This window comes from Pedobacter sp., from assembly GCF_965249885.1.
In the GTDB taxonomy this organism is placed as follows: Bacteria; Bacteroidota; Bacteroidia; order Sphingobacteriales; family Sphingobacteriaceae; genus Pedobacter.
The window spans coordinates 1,769,803-1,792,805 of the sequence record NZ_OZ252254.1; the positions used below are offsets into that span (position 1 = coordinate 1,769,803).

19 protein-coding genes are annotated in these 23,003 nt (G+C 38.8%); 14 read left to right on the plus strand and 5 right to left on the minus strand.

Going from position 1 to position 23,003, the window contains the following annotated elements:
- Positions 1–46 precede the first annotated feature (46 nt).
- Together ACY2A0_RS07520 and ACY2A0_RS07525 are read left to right on the plus strand one after the other, a co-directional pair.
- Entirely contained in the window at positions 47–388 is a 342-nt protein-coding gene (locus tag ACY2A0_RS07520) for a carboxymuconolactone decarboxylase family protein (protein ID WP_461788944.1), read from the plus strand.
- Between the two features lie 177 nt (positions 389–565).
- Positions 566–877 (plus strand): hypothetical protein, encoded by a 312-nt coding sequence (locus tag ACY2A0_RS07525; protein ID WP_461788945.1) that lies wholly within the window; start codon positions 566–568, stop codon positions 875–877.
- 68 nt (positions 878–945) lie between these two features.
- On the opposite strand, the gene ACY2A0_RS07530 is transcribed toward ACY2A0_RS07525, so the two are convergent.
- Positions 946–1,623, minus strand: coding sequence for a hypothetical protein (locus ACY2A0_RS07530; RefSeq protein WP_461788946.1), 678 nt, complete (start codon positions 1,621–1,623; stop codon positions 946–948).
- Positions 1,624–1,687: 64 nt separating this feature from the next.
- On the opposite strand from ACY2A0_RS07530, the gene ACY2A0_RS07535 reads away from it, so the two are divergent.
- Complete coding sequence (locus ACY2A0_RS07535) at positions 1,688–2,383, plus strand: CPBP family glutamic-type intramembrane protease (RefSeq protein WP_461788947.1); 696 nt, start codon at positions 1,688–1,690, stop codon at positions 2,381–2,383.
- Positions 2,384–2,496: 113 nt separating this feature from the next.
- Positions 2,497–5,298 (plus strand): DNA polymerase I, encoded by a 2,802-nt coding sequence (polA, locus tag ACY2A0_RS07540; protein WP_461788948.1) that lies wholly within the window; start codon positions 2,497–2,499, stop codon positions 5,296–5,298.
- A gap of 1,304 nt (positions 5,299–6,602) precedes the next feature.
- On the opposite strand, the gene panD is transcribed toward polA, so the two are convergent.
- A complete protein-coding gene (gene panD / locus ACY2A0_RS07545) occupies positions 6,603–6,953 on the minus strand; it encodes an aspartate 1-decarboxylase (RefSeq protein WP_461788949.1) in 351 nt (116 codons plus the stop codon).
- A gap of 69 nt (positions 6,954–7,022) precedes the next feature.
- Positions 7,023–7,871 carry a pantoate--beta-alanine ligase gene (gene panC / locus ACY2A0_RS07550; RefSeq protein WP_461788950.1) on the minus strand — a complete coding sequence of 283 codons (849 nt, stop codon included), beginning with the start codon at positions 7,869–7,871 and terminating at the stop codon, positions 7,023–7,025.
- A 146-nt stretch (positions 7,872–8,017) separates the two neighbouring features.
- On the opposite strand from panC, the gene ACY2A0_RS07555 reads away from it, so the two are divergent.
- The 3 genes from ACY2A0_RS07555 to glmS all read left to right on the plus strand — a co-directional run bounded on the left by ACY2A0_RS07555 (position 8,018) and on the right by glmS (position 12,682).
- Positions 8,018–8,842: a glycogen/starch synthase gene (locus tag ACY2A0_RS07555; RefSeq protein WP_461788951.1), complete on the plus strand. Its 825-nt coding sequence runs from the start codon at positions 8,018–8,020 to the stop codon at positions 8,840–8,842.
- 25 nt (positions 8,843–8,867) lie between these two features.
- On the plus strand, positions 8,868–10,325 hold the full coding sequence (locus ACY2A0_RS07560; RefSeq protein ID WP_461791312.1) for a DUF4270 family protein: 1,458 nt from the start codon (positions 8,868–8,870) through the stop codon (positions 10,323–10,325).
- Positions 10,326–10,843: 518 nt separating this feature from the next.
- On the plus strand, positions 10,844–12,682 hold the full coding sequence (glmS, locus tag ACY2A0_RS07565) for a glutamine--fructose-6-phosphate transaminase (isomerizing) (protein WP_461788953.1): 1,839 nt from the start codon (positions 10,844–10,846) through the stop codon (positions 12,680–12,682).
- 171 nt (positions 12,683–12,853) lie between these two features.
- Here glmS and ACY2A0_RS07570 read toward each other — a convergent pair whose 3' ends face one another.
- Both ACY2A0_RS07570 and mutY read right to left on the minus strand, forming a co-directional pair.
- A complete protein-coding gene (locus ACY2A0_RS07570; protein ID WP_461788954.1) occupies positions 12,854–13,282 on the minus strand; it encodes a single-stranded DNA-binding protein in 429 nt (142 codons plus the stop codon).
- A 13-nt stretch (positions 13,283–13,295) separates the two neighbouring features.
- On the minus strand, positions 13,296–14,342 hold the full coding sequence (gene mutY / locus ACY2A0_RS07575) for an A/G-specific adenine glycosylase (protein ID WP_461788955.1): 1,047 nt from the start codon (positions 14,340–14,342) through the stop codon (positions 13,296–13,298).
- A 175-nt stretch (positions 14,343–14,517) separates the two neighbouring features.
- On the opposite strand from mutY, the gene ACY2A0_RS07580 reads away from it, so the two are divergent.
- From ACY2A0_RS07580 to ACY2A0_RS07610, 7 genes are all read left to right on the plus strand, one after another.
- A complete protein-coding gene (locus ACY2A0_RS07580; RefSeq protein ID WP_113638242.1) occupies positions 14,518–14,820 on the plus strand; it encodes an HU family DNA-binding protein in 303 nt (100 codons plus the stop codon).
- Between the two features lie 12 nt (positions 14,821–14,832).
- Positions 14,833–15,681, plus strand: coding sequence for a tetratricopeptide repeat protein (locus tag ACY2A0_RS07585; protein WP_461788956.1), 849 nt, complete (start codon positions 14,833–14,835; stop codon positions 15,679–15,681).
- Between the two features lie 247 nt (positions 15,682–15,928).
- Positions 15,929–17,476: an Rne/Rng family ribonuclease gene (locus ACY2A0_RS07590; RefSeq protein ID WP_461788957.1), complete on the plus strand. Its 1,548-nt coding sequence runs from the start codon at positions 15,929–15,931 to the stop codon at positions 17,474–17,476.
- Positions 17,477–17,815: 339 nt separating this feature from the next.
- Positions 17,816–19,198: a DNA repair protein RadA gene (gene radA, locus ACY2A0_RS07595; protein WP_461788958.1), complete on the plus strand. Its 1,383-nt coding sequence runs from the start codon at positions 17,816–17,818 to the stop codon at positions 19,196–19,198.
- Between the two features lie 86 nt (positions 19,199–19,284).
- Positions 19,285–21,102: an LVIVD repeat-containing protein gene (locus ACY2A0_RS07600; protein ID WP_461791313.1), complete on the plus strand. Its 1,818-nt coding sequence runs from the start codon at positions 19,285–19,287 to the stop codon at positions 21,100–21,102.
- A 67-nt stretch (positions 21,103–21,169) separates the two neighbouring features.
- Positions 21,170–21,640 (plus strand): DUF4920 domain-containing protein, encoded by a 471-nt coding sequence (locus ACY2A0_RS07605; protein WP_113638237.1) that lies wholly within the window; start codon positions 21,170–21,172, stop codon positions 21,638–21,640.
- A 178-nt stretch (positions 21,641–21,818) separates the two neighbouring features.
- Positions 21,819–23,003 (plus strand): copper amine oxidase, encoded by a 1,185-nt coding sequence (locus ACY2A0_RS07610; RefSeq protein ID WP_461788960.1) that lies wholly within the window; start codon positions 21,819–21,821, stop codon positions 23,001–23,003.

Here is a 23,003-nt window from a genome sequence, read left to right on the forward strand (position 1 = left end):
TATTGTATTCAATCATTCAAAATTTAGTCATTTAATCATTTTAAAAATGGGAAAGTTAGTAGAAGAATTCAACAGCTATAGATCAAAAATGAACGAGCGGGTAATGGAAACCGCCAATACCAATATCAAACGGTTTTTCGCACTAGATACCACATCATATGCCGAAGGAGCGCTTAACGTAAAAACAAAAGAAATGTTAGGTTTGGTAGCGTCAATGGTACTAAGATGTGACGACTGCATCAAATATCATTTAGAAAAATGTTTCAATGAGGGTGTAAGCGACGAAGAGATGAATGAAGTATTCATGATCGCTAATTTGGTTGGCGGTTCAATTGTTATTCCGCACTACCGCAGGGCAGTTGAATTTTGGGACGACTTGAAAAAGTAGTCAAGTACTTAGAACGAGCTAGTGTACTAACTCAAAGCCCTCGCCGTGGAAATACAACCTCAGTTTGACCTGCTTAATCTACTATCAAATTAGATGACGCTATAGAATTTTCAATACTAGGCCATAATTAGCTTTGGCATATTATTTTATAGGCAAGATACATCAACTATCAAACCTATGAAAAGATATTTAATACCTTTCTGTTTTTTGCTGTGCCTTGTTTCCAATGTCAAGGCTCAGCAGAAACATATCTTGACCTATCAGTATAGTCCAAACATTAACAAAAAATGCATTTCTGGTACGATCACTAAAATCAGTAACTCTACACTTGATGGCGTAAAATTAACTTGGATTCACATTGGTGATACGGTGATCCATGTGTGGGATAAAGATTTAAATAAGGAGATGGAGCTGGGAAAAGCATTTAAGTTTAGCGGAATTCAGAGGTTAACTGGAGTAAAAAAATACATTACAGCCACCGCAAGATAAATCTCAGCGCTAAGTATCCAGGTTTATTTCAATCCCTGCTAACACTTTACATACGCTAACAAAGGCCATTATTTTACCGACTCGTTGTATGACTTCACCAAGGCAATGAGCACTTTATCATCAAAGCTTTCGGTAGCTTTAATACTTTCAGTAAGACCTTCATCGCCAGTGAGTTTTTGCAGTAATAATGCTTTAGTAGCTGCCGTACGCGAACCATCTGCAGCAATTTCTTGCATTGGGCCTGTTCCAGGCTTTTCGATAAAGTAAAACTCTTTAGGTTTTGGTGCAGCTCCCGCTGGGCGTTCAACACCGCCACGACCGCCGCCTAAGTTAATGCTAATACCACCTCCTACGCCGCCCATTCCGCCAGTTCCCATACCAACACCAAAAGCTGGCCTTACTTTTTGTCGTGGTTGCGTTACTGGTTCATCTACACCAGAGGTACCCCCAACGCTATACAAATTTACTTTGCCGCTTTCTATCAACTTAAAAAACTTGATCACCCCTTTTTTGCCAACAATAAAAGGTTTACTCACGTAGGTATCGCCGTTCCATAAAAACGATTGTATATCCTTGGCTTTGTACTCCTTTAAACCTTGCTCTTCAATTTGTATAAAAACAGATTCGTAATTAGTGCCTTTAATTTCGCCCCTAACAAAATTTCCCTCACTAATGAGTACTGCATCTTGAGCTTTAGTAACAACTACAAGCAAGCAAAAAACAACCAATAGCTTTAAAGTTTTCATGCCCAAATTAACGGAAAATCTGTATCATTGTTATCTACCATAACATTAATTAACATCTATATCTATGAAAAAATCACTTCAACTTTTTTATTCATTTTTAAAAAAACCGCAGCCTCTAAAATTTTCGCACAATCGTAAAGAGCTTGTCAAAGATTTCTTTTCTATCCTTTTACTAAATTTTTGTTTTGCGATTTTACTCTTGAGTGTTCTATCCTGTTTTGCGCATTTTAACTTGGTAAATGTGTACGAAGGCCCTAACTTTTTGAATGAATATGGAATTATAGGGACGTTTATTTTCGTATGTATATTCGCCCCAATTTCTGAGGAATTAGTATTTAGATGGCACCTTAAAGACATAAACGGCACAATTTATTTTGTGAGCCTTTCCATAGCAATAATCATCGTATCGTACTTAAGCAATAGTTGGATAAAGTTTGCGGTCGTAACAATTGCTCTTCTCGCAGCAGCAAACGTAATTTCATCAATCAGAACTAAAAATCGCTTTCTTAGTATAAGGATCTGGAAAAAAGCTTATCCTTACCTTTTTTATTTCACTGCCCTAATATTTGGCTTGGTACATTTAAGCAACTACAAAGACCTTTCTATAACTGATCCGAGCTTTGTATTTTACATTGGTTCGCAAGCTTTCGGTGCATTAGGTTTAGGATACATTCGCATTAAAAATGGTCTCATTTACGCCATTTTACTTCATGCCCTTTATAATTTTATTTGCTTTTCTATATTAGCGATAGTACATTAATTTTTCGAAAGTAAACCGCCCCGACTAACGAATTATTAAAGCCTATTGTTAACTTTACCTTTTGATATTGCTAGTTAATTCAAAACACTGGCTTACTATTCAATACATAGCACATGAGCAATAAAAAACTTTTCCTTTTAGATGGGATGGCGCTAATCTACCGAGCGCATTTCGCCTTGAGCAAAAACCCACGTTTTACATCAACAGGTATTAATACCTCAGCGGTAATGGGCTTCACCAATACGCTATTAGAGGTATTAAAAAAGGAAAAGCCTAGCCATATTGCGGTAGTTTTTGATACTGATGCTCCCACGGAACGACATACTGAATTTGAAGCTTACAAGGCACACCGCGAGGCAATGCCAGAAGACCTCTCAAAAGCCATCCCATACATTTTTAGGCTAATTGAAGGGTTCAACATCCCGGTGATTACCAAAGATGGTTATGAAGCTGACGACATTATAGGAACTTTGGCTAAAGAAGGAGAAAAGGCTGGTTTTCAAGTATACTGCATGACTCCCGACAAGGATTTTGCACAACTTGTGTCGGAAAATATCTTCATCTACAAACCTGCCCGTATGGGTAATGATATGGAAATTTTGGGTGTCCCTGAAATTTTGGCCAAATGGGAAATTGAAAGAGTTGACCAAGTAATAGATATTTTGGGCCTTTGGGGCGATGCCGTAGATAACATCCCTGGCATTCCGGGTATTGGCGAAAAAACTGCTAAAGCTTTAATTAAGCAATATGGCAGCATGGAAAACATTTTTGCCCATACGCATGAACTCAAGGGAAAGCAAAAAGAAAACATCGAAAACCATGTGGAGCAAGGATTAATCTCCAAAAAATTAGCTACAATTATTTTAAACGTACCTATTGAGTTTAACGAGCAACAGCTATTGCTAGAAGAACCTAGCAAAGAATTACTTGAACCTTTGTTTGCGGAACTGGAGTTTAGAACCATTGGAAAGCGTGTTTTTGGCGATAACTTTAGTGTGAATGAAGGTAAAGGTGGACAGCAAGATTTATTTGGTAATTCCGTTGCTGTGTCGATCAAAGAGCCCGAAAATCAACCTTCGCTTTTTGACACACCAATTGATGCGAAGAACATCGAAAATACTCCACACGACTATCAATTGGTGGCTACGCCAGAGGCTAGGGCAGAACTGGTAGCACTCTTACTAAAACAACCAAAAATATCTTTCGACACCGAAACCACAGGGGTAGATGCCAATTTGGTCGACCTGGTAGGATTATCATTCTCCATTGAGCCAGGTAAAGGATATTACATTCCAACGCCAGAAAATAGAGAAGAAACTTTAGCAATATTAGAAGAATTTAGACCTGTTTTTGAAAATGAAACCATCGTAAAAATCGGGCAAAATATAAAGTACGATTTATTAGTGTTAAAATGGTACGGCATCGACCTAAAAGGCGAGCTATTTGATACCATGCTAGCGCACTATTTAATTGATCCTGATACCAGACACGGCATGGACGTACTGTCTGAAAACTATCTGGGCTACACCCCAATTTCCATTACCAAGCTCATCGGACCAAAAGGCAAAGGTCAATTGAACATGAAGGATGTTCCGGTAGAAAAAGTAGTAGATTATGCCGCTGAAGATGCCGATGTAACACTACAATTAGCCAACGTATTCGAGCCCATGTTAACGGAACGAAATGCAAGTAAATTAGCTTTGGAGATTGAAAACCCATTAATTTACGTGCTAGCCGATATGGAAAAAGAAGGGGTTCGAATTGATGCTGAAACTTTAGCCAATTACTCTGCGCAACTACAAGAAGATATTTTAAAGGCTGAGCTTTCGGTATATGATAAAGCGGGGTTGAAGTTTAACTTAGCTTCACCGAAGCAATTGGGCGAGGTACTTTTTGATCATTTAAAGTTAGACCCAAAAGCGAAGAAAACGAAAACCGGACAGTATCAAACTGGTGAAGATGTGCTTACCGCCCTAGCTACAAAAAGTGATATTGTACAAGACATTCTAGATTTCCGCCAAATGCAAAAGCTGAAATCTACTTACGTTGATGCACTCCCTTTATTGGTTAATCCACGCACTGGAAGGGTGCATACCAGCTACAACCAAGCAGTAGCGGCTACTGGTAGGCTAAGCTCCAACAATCCTAACCTTCAAAATATCCCTATTAAAACTGATAGGGGCCGTGAGGTACGCAAAGCGTTTATCGCCCGTGACGATGACCACATCCTGCTTTCTGCGGATTATTCGCAAATTGAGCTGAGAATTATCGCCGAAATAAGCAAGGAAGCCAATATGTTGGATGCTTTTTTGAATGGGATTGACATTCATACCGCAACCGCCGCCAAAGTGTACGGAGTGGGCATCGACGAGGTAACTTCTAACCAACGTAGAAATGCAAAGGCAGTTAATTTTGGAATTATTTATGGCCAATCTGCATTTGGCTTGTCACAAAGCTTGAATATTCCACGTAAGGAAGCGGCAGAAATTATAGACCAGTACTTCATTCAATATCCCGGCATCAAAAACTACATGAGCGACACCATGAATTTCGCCCGTGAAAATGGTTATGTGGAAACCATTATGGGACGCCGCAGGTATTTAAGGGATATCAATTCGGCCAACATGACGGTTAGGGGCTACGCAGAACGAAATGCCATCAACGCACCTATCCAAGGTTCCGCTGCGGATATGATCAAAATTGCAATGATTAACATCCATAAAGATATGGCAGCGCAAAAATTGCAATCAAAAATGACAATGCAGGTGCATGATGAGTTGGTTTTTGACGTAATAAAAAACGAAAAAGAACAGGTAAAGGAAATTATTACCCATAGGATGAAAACCGCTATCAAAACAGAAGTGCCTATAGAAATTGAAATTGGCGAGGGCATAAATTGGCTAGAAGCGCACTAAGCAGATTTATTAACATCCCGTGGTACTGAACCAGAGCATTTTTTAAATTTTGGAGCATAATTTTATGTTTTGAAAAGCACTTGCCGTGGTAATCTGCTACTTCAGTCCCGCTTTCCGTTACAATCTTTTGCTTTTTTTCGTCATTGCAAGATACAGCCTGCTCCGATAATTCGGAGAAGCAATCTGCAGCAAAAGTATTTTCACTTCAATCGGGTTTAGTTAACAAAATTGCCTGCGATACACAAACTTTGACAAAGCTCTAAAACATGGGGAAACCTCTGCGTTCTTTGCAAAACTTTTTTTTCCTCTGCGTTAAAAATTAAACCGCAAAGCACACAGAGAACGCAAAGAAAACTGAAAATTTAACCAAGAATACCTTTGCGATCTCTGCAAACCTCTTTTTTCCTCTGCGCTAAAAAAATAAACTGCAAAGCACTCAGGGAACGCAAAGAAAACCTCAAGATTTAACCAAGAATAACTTTGCGATCTCTGCAAAACTCTCTTTTTCCTCTGCGTTAAAAAAATAAACCGCAAAGCACTCAAAGAAACGCAAAGAAAACTGAAGATTTAACCAAGAACAACTTTGCGCTCTTACGAAACTCTCTTTCCCCCTGCGTTAAAAAAAACAAACCGCAAAGCATACAGAGAACTCGAAGAAAACTGAAGACTTAACCAAGAATATCTTTGCGCTCTTCACAAAACTCCTTTTCCCTCTGCGTCAAAAAAATAAACCGCAAAGCATACAGAGAACTCGAAGAAAACTGAAGACTTAACCAAGAATATCTTTGCGCTCTTCACAAAACTCCTTTTCCCTTTGCGTTAAAAATTAAACCGAAAAGCACACAGAGAACGCAAAGAAAACTGAAAATTTAATCAAGAATATCTTTGCGTTCTTACGAAACTCTCTTTCCCTCTGCGTTAAAAAAAACAAACCGCAAAGCATACAGAGAACGCAAAGAAAACTGAGGATTTAACCAAGAATATCTTTGCGTTCTTTACGAAACTCCTTTTTCCTCTGCGTTAAAAAAAACAAACCGCAAAGCACACAGAGAACGCAAAGAAAACTGAAAATTTAACCAAGAATATCTTTGCGCTCTCCGCAAAACTCTTTTTCCCTCTGCGATAAAAATAAATCGCAAAGCACACAGAGAAACGCGAAGCACTCAAAGAAAACACCCGCTCTTCGAGATTTGCAATCTCGAAGCACTATCGCCGGATTTTAAATCCGAATTTACAATTGGGTTCATTAAATCAGAAACAGCTTACGAGAAAGCCGTTGTTTAAGCAGCTAACTATTAGACGTATTATTTTAACAACCTATTGTTATCATCAGGAAACACCAAAATAGGCTGGTATTTTTTGGCTTCTTCAATAGGTAAAGAACCGTAAGACATGATGATCAATATATCACCAACCTGTACTTTACGAGCAGTTGCGCCATTTAGGCAAACGGTACCGGTTCCTCTTTCGCCCCTAATCACATAGGTTTCAAAGCGCTCACCGTTATTGTTGTTCACAATTTGCACTTTCTCATTGGCTATAATATGCGCAGCATCCATCAAATCTTCGTCAATTGTGATGCTACCAACGTAGTTCAATTCAGCCTGAGTTACCCTTACGCGGTGTATTTTCGATTTTAAGATCTCGATAATCATGGGGCAAAGTTAGTAATTAAGCTTGAAGGTGGAAAGGTAAAAGGCATAAGGCTACAATTAACCGACAAACTAGTTGATAATCACGTTGTCAATCAACCTGGTTTCTCCAACTTTGGCGGCTATTAAAGCCACGGTGCCTGTACCGGCTTTCTCTTCAATTGGCAACAGCGTATCTCCGTTCGCAATAGTCAAATAATCTAATTCTATCCCTTTAACGCTATTGATCATCGCCTTTGCCTGCTCAATTAATTGGTCAATAGGCTGTGAAGCATAATTTTTCTCAATAAAAAAAAGCGCTTTACTTAATGCCAAGGAATGTTCCCTATCGGCTTTGTTAAGGTGGATATTTCTGGAGCTCATTGCCAGTCCATCCGCTTCCCTAATGATAGGACAAGTAACAATTTCCACGGCTAAATTGAGCTCCGATACCATATTTTTAATCATCAGCACTTGCTGAAAATCTTTTTGGCCAAAAAAAGCAACGTCTGGTTTTACTGCATCAAAAAGCTTATAAACAATTTGAGTAACACCTTGGTAATGTCCCTTCCTAAATTCGCCTTCCAATACAAACTCTGCCGGTCCCAAATCAATCTTCCAATTTTCAGGAGTAGGATAGTTTGGATACATTTCTTTAACAGACGGCATAAAAACAAAATTGCAACCAGCCCCTGTTAGCATTTTAATATCGTGTTCCAAAGGCCTGGGGTATTTTTCCAAATCTTTAGGATCAGTAAACTGGGTAGGATTTACAAAAATACTGCAAACCACAATTTCAGCTTGCTTTTGAGCTTCTGCAATAAGCGATAAGTGACCTTGATGTAATGCACCCATGGTAGGTACCAATGCTATTTTGGCACCGCTTTGCTTTAATGGCATCAGCGCCTGCTGTAGCTCGGCTATAGTGGCTATGACTTTCAATATCTGAATTTATTTAAGGGTGCTAAATTGTGTAATTATTCGATACTTACAAAGCCCCAAATGCATTATCTTGATAAATATTAATATTTTCCGTACCTTTGCCCCTTGATAATCTTTAAATTAACTGTAATTTATAATATATGGAGATGGCAAAAACGAAGCTACTGATTATTACCCACGAGATGTCGCCTTTCCTCGAACTTACCAAAATTTCTGAAATTACTCGCCAATTACCTCAGGCTATGCAGGAAAAAGGATTCGAAATCCGCATCTTGATGCCTAAGTTTGGCAACATTAACGAAAGAAGAAATAGGCTACACGAGGTGATCCGATTATCAGGGATGAACATCATCATTGATGATAACGACAACCCTTTGATCATTAAAGTGGCATCTATACCAGCGGCTCGTATGCAAGTATATTTCTTGGATAACGAAGATTACTTCCACAGGAAATATGTGTTCAGGGATAAAGAAAACAAGTTTTATGCAGATAACGATGAAAGAACGATCTTTTTCTGCAAGGGAGCTTTAGAAACGGTAAAAAAATTAGGTTGGTCACCTGATGTAGTGCATTGCCACGGCTGGATGACAGCTTTGGTGCCTGCTTATATTAAAACCACTTATAAGAACGATCCAACTTTTAAAAATGCAAAAGTGGTATACTCGATTTATGAGAATTGTTTCGATGAAAAATTGAATCCGGAATTCCATAAAAAAGCAATCATGAACCACATGACTGCTGCCGATACCGAAGCGTTTGCCGCCGGAGATTGCAACAGCTTGCACATTGGCGCTATCACCCACTCTGATGCGGTGGTTTTTGCTGATGAAAAAGTGGACGAGGCCGTGTTAAAATTTGTTAAAGATTCTAATAAGCCAACTTTAGCCTTTAACTTAACCGAAAATTACGACAACTTCTATACGTTTTATGAAGAAGTTGCTAATGATGAATTGGTTTCTATAGCATAGTAAAAGGCTTTATTTAAGTATAAATATGAGATTCTTCAAAATAGACTTATTAACCTTGTTGATAAGTCTTTTTCTTTTCGCTTCTTGTGAGCGCACCTCAACCATCGGTTTAGAAGTTGACCCTAGCAGCAGTGTGCAGGGCGGCTTATTAGACACCGCTACCGTAATGTCAAGAACGGTACGAGATGATGTAGCTGCAACAAATACACTTTCTAGATATCCTTTTGGTTTTATTAACGATCCTACTTTAGGGACAACCGAATCTAGTTTAGCTTTAGGAGTAACTATTCCAAATGAATCTTTTAGCTTCGGAAATAATGCCGTGCTGGATTCGGCTATTTTAGTGCTAAATTTTGATAGCGAATTTTATGGTGACAGTACTGTAAACTACAGCATTGATGTGCACCAGTTAACTAATAACCTATCAAAAGAAACATCGTACCTAAGCAATAGAAGCTACGCTTTCGATAATACCATTTTAGCGAATTATTCGGGCAAGATTTTTCCAAAAACACCATTTAAAGTTACTGACGTACTTACCGGTGCGCCAGATACAGTAATGACTGTTAAACCACAGTTGCGATTAAAGTTGGATAAAACAGCTATCACTTCCAAAGTGCTAAATCTAGATGCCACTTCATTGAAATACAACTCTTATTTCCAAAGTGCATTTAAAGGATTACACGTACAAATTAAGTCAGGTACGCAAGCTAATTTAGGCAATGGCGGTATAATGTTTTTTAATTTAGCGGCCCAAACGCCTACTACTTCTACCTCAGGATTGGTATTGTATTTTAGAAGACAAAACGCTACTATAACAACTTTAACCGATACCGTATCTGTTAATTTCCCAATATCAACTGCTTTAGGTAGTGCGGCCGCAGCAAGTATAACGCACAACTATAGCACTGCAGTTCAAAATCAGTTGGGAGCACAAACCACACAACCAACCATTACTTACTTACAGCCTCTTGCAGGCTTAAGAAATAAACTGAGTTTCCCTTACCTAAAGAAACTTAGACAAGAAGTTGGCGCAGTGGTGGTAAATAAAGCGGAATTGGTGATTGATTTAAGCTCTGGAACTGATGTGGCCCCGTTCAGAGCGGCTCCACGGTTGGCGCTTTACAAGAATGATATTGCAGGACAAAGACGAAACATCCCCGATAATGATGTTGGCGACGGATATACCTACGCAGGAGATCCTCGGGCTAACAGTGCTGTTTATGGAGGCTACTTCGACTCCGTTAAAAAGAGGTATATTTTTGTAATTACTGCGTACATCCAAGATTTATTAGATGGAAAAACTGAAGACTACGGAACCTTTCTTGGTGTAGTGCCATCTAGCGCCACAAATGCCAATTATTTTTTGGCGACAACAAGCTTAACTACTGCTGGACGTGCAGTAATTGGAAGCTTCCAAAAACCTGCGCCCGCAGGAGCAAATTTGGTGAAGCTAAACATTTACTACACTAAAATTAAATAAGCAATTAAAGCGGCAAAATATAAAAAAGCCTTGGGAATGTCCCAAGGCTTTTTCTTTGAAAAGGGAAATGTGTTAAAAGAGTGTGATATAAGCCAACACTAATTTACAATTTCCAGACCATCGTATTTACAAAATTCACTTGTAGTCAGCGGGCCATTTCCACTATCTGATTTCTATTACCATACATACTCCTCACCACCAACGCCTCTAATTTTTCTAATTTTTTTTCAGTTTTTTTAGATACCCGCAAATAGCCATATTTTTAAAGTGTTAACATCGAATATCATTTATATGTAAGAACTAAGACAACTGATATACAGCAATTTAAAAGAAATAAAAAGTAAGCGGGATAAATTGATTACCGCACTTTCTTGTACAATTCCGCAAGAGGTTACATCCGCTAAATTAAACTTTTCATTTACTCAAAAACAATCTGCCGTAAATTCAGCGCAAACGTTTGATTTAATCATAGCAAAGAGATACTTTAGGGCGATTTTTATTTAAAAATATCTTAATTTATGTGTGGAATAGTAGGCTATATAGGCTTTAGAGAGGCATGGCCAATTGTATTAAAAGGATTAAAAAGGCTTGAATATAGAGGCTATGATAGTGCTGGAATTGCACTAATAAGCAGCGATCAACTCAATATTTATAAAAAAGCAGGAAAAGTTAAAGAACTAGAGGATTTTTCAGTTAATAAAAACCTATCCGGAACAATTGGAATGGGGCATACCCGTTGGGCAACACATGGAGCGCCTTCCGATAGAAACTCGCATCCTCACACCTCCCAAAAAGGTAATCTGAGCATTATACACAATGGTATTATAGAAAATTATGCCACACTTAAGGAAGAGCTTATTGCACGTGGGCACTCATTTAATAGTGACACAGACACAGAGGTTCTAATCCATTTAATAGAGGAAATTTATCAAAATGCTAGTGTTGATTTAACCGAGGCAGTGCGCTTAGCGTTAAACGAGGTAACAGGCGCCTATGCTATAGTAATTATGGACGAGGAGAATCCTGATCAGCTTATCGCTGCAAGAAAGGGAAGTCCAATGGTTATTGGCGTTGGTCAAGGCGAATATTTCATTGCTTCAGATGCGACACCTATCGTAGAGTATACCAAGAACGTAATTTATTTAAATGATAACGAAATTGCTTATTTAAAACGCGATGCGCTTGAAATTAAGCGATTAGATAACGTTGTTCAAACGCCTTACATACAAGAGCTTGAGTTAAAGCTCGAAATGCTTGAAAAGGGCGGTTACGAACACTTCATGCTTAAAGAAATTTATGAACAGCCGAGATCAATTCGCGATTGTATGCGTGGCCGCATCTATCCTGAAGAGGGCAAAGTGCAGCTGGGCGGAATTAAAGAGTTCGCTGATAAGCTTAAAAATATAGATAGAATTATTATAGTAGCTTGCGGTACTTCGTGGCACGCTGGTTTGGTTGGCGAATATTTAATTGAAGAGTATGCTCGTATCCCGGTGGAAGTGGAGTATGCATCGGAGTTTAGGTACCGCAACCCGATCATCACTGAAAAAGATGTAGTCATTGCAATTTCCCAATCAGGTGAAACCGCGGATACGATGGCCGCTATTGAAATGGCCAAAGAAAAAGGAGCTACTATTTTTGGCATTTGCAACGTAGTTGGTGCTTCTATCCCACGTATCACCCATGCGGGAGTATATACCCATGCCGGACCAGAAATCGGCGTGGCATCTACCAAGGCCTTTACCGCCCAAGTTACAGTGCTTACGTTAATGGCCTTTTACATGGCGCAGCAAAAAGGCACCCTTAGTAATTCTAAATTAACTGAATTACTCACAGAGCTTGACTGTATTCCAGACAAAATACAAACGGCGCTGCAATCGAACGATATTATACAAGAAATCTCCGCTAAGTTCAAGGATGCTAGAAACTGCTTGTTTTTAGGTAGGGGCAGCGGTTTCCCAGTAGCTTTAGAAGGGGCTCTAAAGTTGAAGGAAATCTCCTACATCCACGCCGAGGGGTATCCTGCAGCAGAAATGAAACATGGACCAATTGCTTTGATAGACGAAGAAATGCCGGTTATTTTCATTGCTACCAAAAATTCATCTTACGAAAAAGTAATTAGCAATATACAGGAGGTAAAAGCCAGAAAAGGGCAAGTGATTGCGATAGTTACTGAAGGAGATACAGAGGTGAAGAAAATGGCCGACTACTGTATCGAAATTCCGGACGCTAGCGAAGCATTTTTACCTTTATTAACGACTATCCCATTGCAGCTTTTATCATATCATATTGCGGTAATGAGAGGATGTAACGTTGACCAGCCAAGAAACTTGGCAAAATCCGTAACCGTAGAGTAGACTAAGGTATTCTCGTTGCAAGCAATTGAACCGCTAAACTGTTTTTAATGTTTGCCAACAGGTAGATTTAGCAAAGTGCCCGACATAAGCACTTCAATTTTAAAGCAACGAGCGGTTAAATAAAAAGGCCGGGAATTAATCCCGGCCTTATTTTTTATGGTTAAGTTCAGCTTAAAAAGGCAAATCGCCACTTTCGTCGATCGCACTAGAAAAATCGTCTTCTATCTTATTAGCTATTGTTGCGCCATTACCATTGGTGGGTTCAAAGTCACTTTTCCTTCCCAACATCGTAAAGTTCTCCGCTACAACTTCGGTAACATATTTTTTTACTTTTTCTTTATCTTCAAAAGAACGGGTTCTCAATTTCCCTTCAATGTAAACGAGTTTCCCTTTCTGCAAATACTTAGAAGCTACTTCCGCCAAACCTCTCCACAACACAATATTGTGCCACTCGGTTTGCTCTACACGCTTTCCATCTTTGTTAAAAGTTTCAGAGGTAGCTAATGGAAAACTCGCTACGGTCACTCCTCCTTCTAAATGTCTAACTTCTGGGTCCTTTCCCAAGTGGCCCACTAAGATTACTTTGTTAATACCTGACATAAATAATATTTGATTAGTCTATATGTTTTTCAATAAAATCCCCTATAATTTTTGGGTGCGGCAACTGCTTAAAAACTTCAATATCAACCGATTTAATTTCGGCATAATCATTAAAGTTAATAATATAATTATCTATTGCAAAAAATTGAACATATATAATTTGGTGTGTCAGAATGTGTTTTTTTGCCTCTACAGGCCTTATTTTTACGGCGGCACCGAAAATCGACTTAATTTGTTCAGAAAATTCAGCGCTTGAGGTTGTTAACTCGTTATTAGTTTCAATTAGTGGGAAATCATAAAGGTGCTGCCAAACATCTCCTGCAGTGCGTTGCTTGGTTAAAATTTGGTTTTGGTCTATACCAACAAAATAATTGAAGTACCGCTTTTTAACTTTTACCTTTTTTAACTTAACTGGAAGTTGATCCACAAGCTGATGTTTATAAGCATGACAATCCAAGCGTAGCGGGCAGGTATGGCACAATGGGGATTTCGGTTTACATTGCAGGGCACCAAACTCCATAATAGCTTGGTTGTAAACCGCAGGTTCTTGATCGGCAATAAGGTGAGCGGCTAATTGCGCAAACTTTTTCTGCCCAATGTTAGAATTGATGGGATGGCTAATGCCAAAATACCTGGCCAAAACCCGATAAACGTTACCATCAACTACCGCTTGTTTTTCGTTACTTGAAAAAGACGATATCGCAGCTGCGGTATAAGCGCCAATACCTTTCAAATCAATCAATTCCCTATAGCTTGTTGGAAATTTTCCTCCATACGTTGACATCACTAGCTTTGCCGTATGCAGCATATTGCGACCTCTAGAGTAATATCCCAAACCCTGCCATAACTTCAAAACCTGCTCTTCAGAAGCACTTGCAAACGAACTTACATCTGGAAAATGCGCTAAAAACCGGTTGAAATAGGGCAAGCCCTGTTCTACCCGTGTTTGCTGTAAAATAATTTCCGAAAGCCAAATTACGTAGGGATCTGTGGTATTTCTCCAAGGTAGGTCTCGCCTATTTTTCAAGTACCAAGCTACGATTTCCAGTTGAAACGACATTGGAACAAAAGTACAATAAAAGCGACTAAAACTATAAAAGTTGCAATACTATGATGGTCAGCGATATAAATAAATCATCTTTTATTTTCCTATCTCATTAAAAAGCAATACTTTTGCATCCCCAAATTAGATGTAATTAAAAAACAACACACAATAATTAATTAAATTTAGAAATATGACTAAGGCAGATATTATTGCTGAAATTTCAACAAAGACAGGGATTGAGAAAGTTGACGTTCAAGAAACAGTGGAGGCATTTTTCAAAGTAATCAAAAACAACATGATTGCTGGTGAGAATGTATACGTAAGAGGTTTTGGCAGTTTTGTAGTTAAAAAAAGAGCTCAAAAAACTGCTAGAAATATCTCTAAAAATACTGCAATTATTATCCCAGAGCACTTTGTTCCTAGCTTTAAACCAGCAAAAGTATTTGTTGATAAAGTAAAAAACAGCTCGAAAAAAGCTAAAGTACAGGCTTAATATTTTAATCGAATGAAAAACCCACGCACAATACAAATCGCTATTATTGCAGGCATTGTTTTGCTTGTGGGTTTTTTATTTAGCCAAGATATTAAAGGCTTAGTAAAGCCTAAAGAGGATAAAGCAGCAATGCCTGCCGAGCAACCACAAACAAATGGTTTGAACATAACGGAGGTATCGGCAACTGCAAAAAATCTAATCAGCAACGCAGCAGCAAACGAATTCAACGTTTTAGAGAAAGCCTACCAAAAAGCTAGCGGCGAGGAAAAAGTGAATCAAGCCAAAGTGTTAGCCAAAAAATGGGATGATTTGGAACAGCCAGTTCCTAGTGCTTTGTACTTGGAAGAAGCTGCAAGCGGTCAGCCAACCTTGGTAAACTGGCTAAACGCTGGAGATCGTTTTTTAAAAGCATTTGATAGCACACAAGATAGTTTGATCAAAGCAGACGTTTTACAAAAAGCCAACGGTGCCTTTGGTAAAGCCATTGCCATTGACTCTGCCAATCTAGATGCCAAAACGGGTATGGGAATTACCATTGTAAATGGCCTTGGTGCGCCAATGCAAGGTATTGCAATGCTATTAGATGTAGTAAAACAAGACCCTAAGAATTTTAAAGCCAACATGAACCTAGGTTTATTTGCGATAAAATCTGGTCAGTTTGATAAGGCGGTTACTCGTTTTGAAGATATCATCAACAAAATCAAAGCAACCCCCGATGCCTACTTTTACCTAGCTACGGCTTACGAAAGTTTAGGTAAAAAAGAAAATGCAGTAAATGCTTATTTACAAAGCAAAAAACTTGCAGCTAACCCTACTTTATCAAACTTCATTGATAAAAAGGTAGCTGAGTTAAAAAAATAACAGAATTAGTAAAAACATTAAAACTTAAAATTATGCCAAGCGGTAAAAAAAGAAAAAGACATAAAATGGCTACCCACAAACGCAAAAAACGTTTAAGAAAAAATAGACACAAGAAAAAATAATTGATTTTTTTAGTGTAAAACCAAAAGTGAATGTCCCGAAACTATCGGGATGTTTCCTTTTGGATTTTTCTTTTGTTTTTTGGTCCATGTGTTAATGAGGTGTAAAAGCCTTAAAATCTGTAGCTTTGGTAAAGGAATTAATAATAGATTCTACTCCCACGGGGGTAACCATAGCTTTAATAGAAGACAAGCAACTTGTTGAGCTTCACAAAGAACACGTTAACAATAACTACGCTGTAGGCGATATTTATTTAGGCCGCATTAAAAAAATAATGCCTGGTCTAAACGCTGCTTTTGTAGATGTTGGCTACGAGAAAGATGCATTTTTGCATTACTTTGATTTAGGTCCGCAAGTTCAATCTTTAATAAAGCTAACAAAGATTAGACGTAACGGCACACAGGGCACTTTACTAGACAACTTTAAATTAGAAGCCGATATTAACAAAGCAGGGAAAATCTCTGAAGTAGTCAGCAAAAATTTATTGGTACCAGTACAAATTGCCAAAGAACCCATTTCCACTAAAGGTCCCAGGTTAAGTTCAGATCTTTCGATTGCCGGAAGATATACTGTACTGGTGCCTTTCTCTAATGTCATATCTATCTCTAAAAAGATTAAAAGTAATACTGAACGTAATCGTTTGAAAAAGATTATCGAAAGTATTAAACCTAAAAATTTTGGAGTAATCATTAGAACAGTTTCTGAGGGAAAAGGTGTTGCCGAATTACAAAAAGACTTATTGGATTCTATATCAAAATGGGAAAGCTTTATGAAAAAGCTTCCTGAAACAGAACCCTCTAAGCGTGTTTGGGGCGAAATGGATAGGACATCAACGCTTATCCGCGATATTTTAAATACCGATTTCGCTAATGTATATGTAAACGACCAAGCATTATTTGAAGATATTCGTTCTTATGTGCACGAAATTTCTCCTGAAATGGAGCGTATTGTAAAACATTACAAGCACAAAGAACCGATTTTTGACCACTTTGGGGTCGAAAAACAAATTAAAAACGGTTTTGGAAAAACCGTAAACTTGGCCGGTGGTGCCTACTTAGTGGTAGAACACACCGAGGCTTTGCACGTAATAGACGTAAATAGTGGAAATAGAACCGCTAGCAAAGAAAACCAGGAAGAAAATGCGCTTCAAGTAAATAAAGAAGCTGCTAAAGAAATTGCCCGCCAACTAAGGCTTAGAGATATGGGCGGTATTGTGGTGATTGATTTTATCGATATGCACAAACCGGCTAACAGAAAAGTACTGTTTGACCACTTAAGGGAGCTGATGCTTCTGGATAGAGCTAAACACACGATTTTACCTCCTAGCAAATTTGGTTTGGTACAAATTACTCGTCAAAGGGTAAGACCAGAAATGAACATTGTAACGGTAGAAAAATGCCCTACCTGCGATGGAACTGGCGAAATTAAAGCTAGTATTGTATTGATGGATGACATCGAAAGCAATATGACTTATATCCTGCGTGAGCAGAACGAAAAAAATATTACGCTGTGTGTGCACCCTTACATAGCGGCCTTTATTAAAAAAGGATTGGTTTCTCTTCAGTGGAGATGGTTCTTTAAATTTGGGCAATGGGTAAAGGTTAAGGAAGTATCTTCATACCATTTAACCGAGTTTCATTTTCTATCGGCCAAAGACGAAGAAATTAAGCTTTAAACTAAAAGGATGTTAGAAAGTCTCGATGCAAATCGGGACTTTCTTGTTTAAAGCTAAGAAAGCCAAATCGCTTCGCCAACTGGCTAGAAATTTTACTTTACATTGTTCAAAATCAAAAACCATATAAGGAATAGAAGGTCATAGAAGAAAAACCCACCGCCACTTAAAAACTTACATGCCTTATGTGATTTAGAAAGTATGGGCCAAAACCTAATGCTCCTATGTGGTTAAAAAATCAAAACCCATTTTCAAGCCATCAAATAAATCTAGTTTTTTTAAACTCGTCTATTTTTTACAAGCTATTAAAAGTAAATTCGTAAACCTAAAATCGTAAATCAATTGGCTAAAATCAAATCAGCATATTTCTGTCAAAGCTGTGGCTACGAATCAGCAAAATGGCTGGGCAAATGCCCTTCTTGTCAACAATGGAACACATTTGTGGAAGAAATTATTGAAAAACCTTCTGCTGGTAACGCTGCTGTATGGAAAACAAGTACTGGCGGTTCACAAAGGGTAAACAAGCCCAGCAAATTAGCGGAGATACAAAGTGTAAGCGAAGACAGGATGCCAACCGGAGATGCAGAACTAGACAGAGTGCTTGGCGGCGGACTGGTACCTGGATCGGTAACTTTGATTGGTGGTGAGCCCGGCATTGGTAAATCAACCTTAATGCTTCAGTTGGCACTAAACATTCGTCAAAAGCGTGTACTTTATGTTTCTGGGGAGGAAAGCGAACAACAGATCAAGATGAGAGCTGAGCGAATTACTAAAAGTCCAAGCGCAGATTGCTTTATTTTAACAGAAACCTCAACCCAAAATATATTTAAGCAGCTAGAGCAGTTGGAACCTGAAATTCTAGTGGTAGATTCTATTCAAACACTACATTCAGCTCATATCGACTCCACTCCGGGCAGCGTTTCGCAAGTGCGTGAATGTACTGCTGAACTACTTCGCTTTGCGAAAGAGACTGATACGCCCGTGTTTTTAATTGGCCACATTACGAAGGATGGAGCAATTGCGGGTCCTAAAATTTTGGAGCACATGGTAGACACCGTTTTACAGTTTGAAGGCGACAGACACCATATCTATCGCATCTTGAGATCCATTAAAAATAGGTTTGGCGCAGCTGCCGAGCTAGGGATTTACGCCATGCATGGTAACGGCCTTAGGGAAGTTTCTAATCCATCGGAAGTGCTGCTTTCGCAACGTGACGAGGAACTTAGCGGCATTACTATTGGCGCCACTATTGAAGGTGCCAGGCCAATGCTTATTGAAACACAAGCTTTGGTGAGTATTTCTGCCTACGGTACACCACAACGTTCGGCAACAGGATTTGATACCAAACGAATGAACATGCTGCTGGCCGTTTTAGAGAAACGCTGTGGATTTAGGCTAAGTGCGAAAGACGTGTTTCTTAACATCGCTGGTGGTATCAAAGTGGAAGATCCTGCCATCGACCTGTCTATCGTTGCAGCTATCATTTCCTCTCATGAAGACATTCCAGTTTCGTCAAAAATTTGCTTTGCTGCAGAAGTTGGCCTTTCGGGAGAGATTAGAGCAGTCAACAGAATCGAACAGCGAATTTCTGAAGCAGAAAAACTAGGGTTTGAAAAGATCTTTATTTCAAGCTACAACCTAAAGGGCTTCAATAAAGATAAATTTAAAATCGAATTGGTAACCGTAGCAAAAATAGAAGAGGTTTTTTCTGCCTTGTTTGGATAGCTAAACATAAATAAATCATTGTGTTATAACTAAATAACTTACATCTTTTCACTACATTTGTGTGTATTCTTAAAAGATGTAATACAATGAACAGAAAACCAATTATCGCACTTGTACTACTTTTCTTTGTAGTGGGAATAAATGCCTGTAAAAGATCTAAAGAGGTAGAAGATCCAACATCAGAAGAGAAAAAGGGACCAGAAGTTATACTTAATAACAATGCTTCTTCGCTAAGTACTCGAGTTAGCTATCTAAACGACGCGGTATCATTAATGAGTGTTGGCGATAAAGCCGTTGAGTCAAGAGAAGACTTTAGCCAATATAATTTACAGCTTATTGCCGAAGTGGCTGCACCAACCTACCAAGGCAAAACACTACAGGCAACGCACATCGACTTTGCGGGAAATAAAGTTTACGTATCCTACAATACCCGTGGAGAAACGTATTTAGGCGGCGTTGATGTTTTTGATGTCAGTAACGAGTCCAGACCTGCTTTGGTTTCGCAAGCAATTATGCCGAACACGGACATATCGTCAGTAGTTTACAACAACAATTACGTTTATTTGGCTTCTGCTACGGATGCGGATAAAGATCTTACGCTTACTGCTCCTGCTGTTTTAGACAGAATTGCATTGAGCAATGGACTATTAAGTAACTCAACAGGCAGGGTACAGTTGAAAGGTTTTGTAGGTAAAAACATCATCGCTAAAAACAATCGCATTTATGTAGTTTCGGCAGCGCAAGGCGGTTTGAGTGTGGTGAATCCAAGTGATTTTAAAGAAGAAAGATATACACCTTTTACTGAATCAGTGGCCTTAAGCAGCAATGCTAGTGGCAGTACCATTTTTGTACTAAAAGATAAGCCTGGGCAAATTATCGGGCTAAATGCTAGTGACCTAACTACAGCGAAAACCATTGCACTCGGGGCAAACTTGCCAGAAACTGAATCGCATATTGAAATGGTAAACGACAATTTTTTACATGCAGCCGGAAGAGCTGGATTAAATTATTTGAGTAGTACAGGTGCTTTGTTAGATGACATCGCTGTTCCTACGGATGTACCTAATGCTGATCCTGCAGACGTAGTGTGCAACAACGTATCGATCAATAACAACTTAATATATATCGCTAATGGCGCTGCTGGTTTATACGTAGCTAAATTAGATGGTAATACCTTAGTGTTACTGGGAAAAGCGAGCTTAGGCGCTTCTACCAATTACGTAAAAGCTAGCGGCAACCTCATTTTTGTGGCTACGGGAACTGGCGGCTTGAAAATTTTGAAGATGACCGCAGTAACTACCAGCAGTTCAACCGTACCTTGCGAAAATAGAAGCACTTTAGCGTCGGATGTGAATGGCAACAGAAATCTTAACTCTAACGTAAAAGAATACTTCTCGGGCACTACTACGCTTGGCGGCTTAAACGTAAACTCCAATGCTATTTTCGATTTTTGTGGCAGCTTAACTTTAAACACAACCTCCAATATTAATAGCAACGGTGCTTTTTTGGTTAACGGCGCACTTTTAGCCAACCAACAATTAAACATTAATGCCTTTGCCGAAGTAGTAGGAAGCGCTAACTTTAAAGGCAGCTTAACGGTAAACAGTAATGGCAAGTTGAAGTTATTGCCCAAAGTTAGTGGCGAACTTTATCCAATTACTGGAGATTTTCATGTAAATGGATTAGCAGAAGTTAACAATGCCACGTTACAGATCAGCAACCGACTGAGCATCAATAGCAACGGCCGCTTACGACTAATAAACACAAATTTGATCGTAAATGGCGATTTCGACCTGAACGGAACTATTGAATTTGTTGGAACTTGCAATGTAATTGTTAATGGCCGGTATACGAAAAACGCTAACGGCAGCGTTATAGGAACCAATACCGGGAAACAACTGTAGTTATTGCTGTTTAACTTAATTAGAAAATTTAAATATCTTTGCACAGATCATTATAAATACAATTTGTATGAAAAAATTATTCCTAAGCTTAGTACTTTGTGCCTTAACCAGCATTGGCTTTGCTCAAAGTACTGATGCCGTTGAAGGCCAATCATTTGGCGAAGGCGTTAAAAAAGGCAACATTGTTCCAGCTACAGAAGTTAAAGCTAAATTGGGCAAACAAGAAAAAGCAGATATGAAATTGATGGGGGAAGTTGTTTCTGTTTGCAAAAAGAAAGGCTGCTTTATGAATGTTAAAATTTCTGATACAGAAACCATGTTCGTGAACTTCAAAGACTACGGCTTTTTTATGCCTAAAGATATGCCTGCTGGCACTAAAGTAGTGATTGATGGCTTTGCGCAGAAGAAAGAAACTTCGGTTGAAGATTTACAGCACTACGCAAGAGATGCAAAGAAATCGGAAGAAGAAATAGCAAAAATTACAAAACCTAAGAAGGAAATCGTTTTTGAAGCCAAAGGCGTTGTAATTGTAAAATAATTAGAAAGGTTCTCCTTTTTAATATTGATTGATTGAAAAGCCTCGATGAGAATCGGGGCTTTATTTTTAGATAATGGTTTTAATTAAGTATAAATTTAACAAACCAATATTTACTTATTAAAATTTTTTAATTAATGGATTTCTGTTATCTTCACATTTTAACAAATGAAAGCCTAAAATGAAACTGAAGAGAAATTTAATTGCAGTCACCTTATTATCTTTCGGTTTAAGTAGCTCGGCACAGCAACTTACCAAACAACAAAGTCAAGATTTGCTCAAAGCGCAGCAAGGCGCCATCGTGCGATTGGATAATTTCCTAAATGAAAAATATCCGCAAATTGCTTATCAGAAGTACCCTACGCCAGGGCCTCAATACATCATTTCAGATGACCCCGAGTATATTCGTGTCCCAGAAGCCATCGCTTTGCGAGAAAATGTAGTACCTGGCACTGTAAGGTTTTATCTGTACAATGTGAACGGTGTTAAAGAACCACAAAAAATGGACAGGAAAATCATCGCCATGATTAAAAATACTGGCAAGGCTCCGATGCGCATAAAAATGTTAAAATATGTTAGTCAGGCGCCTAGCACAAACTATTTTAAACTGGGCAAAGAAGGATTAGCGTCATTTTTAGCAGCTCAGCCGTCAGAAGATGTAGTGATTGTAAAGCCAGGAGAAGCTGTTCCATTGGACAATAAACTGGAAAGCTATGTTGTAAAATATGATGAACTAGTACATGGTTTTTATGAGTTTTTGGTGGATCAACCTGCTGAAATAACGGTGCTACAAACCGACTTAAAGACGAGCGGCAAAGAGGCATTAAAGCGAATTACAAATATATTGCCGCCCAAAACAAAAAGCGGCGCTGGACGCGGTATTTACGGTGTTAGCAATTATCATGTGAACAATACTGAGGTAATAGATACAAAAAATGGCACTTCGGCTTTAATTGTAGCGGACGGTTCAACTGATCCTTGGATTATTGGGAAAGAAGGCACTACTGGTCAACAAGCGAAATTGGCCGGCAATTACGGGGTGATGTATGACGTAGAGCTGAAATGGAAAAGCACCGATGGAAAAGGCTTGGCACTGATTACTTGGAACTCTCGCTCTGCAGATAACCAATGGTGCAGTGGGATGGCGGCCGCAATGAGAGTAAGCGAGGGAAAGTTTAAAGAAGGTATTATTCAGCTACCAAAGGACCAGTTAGTGACCAAAGCAGCGCCAGAAGCGGTATTGATCCAGGTTTTTAAGCCAAAGGCAAACGGTGAAGAGCAGACCATTAAACTTACTTACTCGCCACCAGGCGCATCTTGTTTACCAACACCGTTAATTCTTGTTCCGGTAGACGTTAATCCGTAA

What these genes read in the sequence shown, in the direction of transcription:
- ACY2A0_RS07555 (WP_461788951.1), top strand. Translation starts at nt 8,018, where the DNA reads ATGGCAAAAACGAAGCTACTGATTATTACCCACGAGATGTCGCCTTTC.
- ACY2A0_RS07520 (WP_461788944.1), top strand. Translation starts at nt 47, where the DNA reads ATGGGAAAGTTAGTAGAAGAATTCAACAGCTATAGATCAAAAATGAAC.
- ACY2A0_RS07585 (WP_461788956.1), top strand. Translation starts at nt 14,833, where the DNA reads ATGAAAAACCCACGCACAATACAAATCGCTATTATTGCAGGCATTGTT.
- polA (WP_461788948.1), top strand. Translation starts at nt 2,497, where the DNA reads ATGAGCAATAAAAAACTTTTCCTTTTAGATGGGATGGCGCTAATCTAC.
- ACY2A0_RS07580 (WP_113638242.1), top strand. Translation starts at nt 14,518, where the DNA reads ATGACTAAGGCAGATATTATTGCTGAAATTTCAACAAAGACAGGGATT.
- glmS (WP_461788953.1), top strand. Translation starts at nt 10,844, where the DNA reads ATGTGTGGAATAGTAGGCTATATAGGCTTTAGAGAGGCATGGCCAATT.
- panD (WP_461788949.1), bottom strand. Translation starts at nt 6,953, where the DNA reads ATGATTATCGAGATCTTAAAATCGAAAATACACCGCGTAAGGGTAACT.
- ACY2A0_RS07525 (WP_461788945.1), top strand. Translation starts at nt 566, where the DNA reads ATGAAAAGATATTTAATACCTTTCTGTTTTTTGCTGTGCCTTGTTTCC.
- ACY2A0_RS07535 (WP_461788947.1), top strand. Translation starts at nt 1,688, where the DNA reads ATGAAAAAATCACTTCAACTTTTTTATTCATTTTTAAAAAAACCGCAG.
- ACY2A0_RS07610 (WP_461788960.1), top strand. Translation starts at nt 21,819, where the DNA reads ATGAAACTGAAGAGAAATTTAATTGCAGTCACCTTATTATCTTTCGGT.
- mutY (WP_461788955.1), bottom strand. Translation starts at nt 14,342, where the DNA reads ATGTCGTTTCAACTGGAAATCGTAGCTTGGTACTTGAAAAATAGGCGA.
- ACY2A0_RS07600 (WP_461791313.1), top strand. Translation starts at nt 19,285, where the DNA reads ATGAACAGAAAACCAATTATCGCACTTGTACTACTTTTCTTTGTAGTG.
- ACY2A0_RS07570 (WP_461788954.1), bottom strand. Translation starts at nt 13,282, where the DNA reads ATGTCAGGTATTAACAAAGTAATCTTAGTGGGCCACTTGGGAAAGGAC.
- ACY2A0_RS07605 (WP_113638237.1), top strand. Translation starts at nt 21,170, where the DNA reads ATGAAAAAATTATTCCTAAGCTTAGTACTTTGTGCCTTAACCAGCATT.
- ACY2A0_RS07530 (WP_461788946.1), bottom strand. Translation starts at nt 1,623, where the DNA reads ATGAAAACTTTAAAGCTATTGGTTGTTTTTTGCTTGCTTGTAGTTGTT.
- ACY2A0_RS07560 (WP_461791312.1), top strand. Translation starts at nt 8,868, where the DNA reads ATGAGATTCTTCAAAATAGACTTATTAACCTTGTTGATAAGTCTTTTT.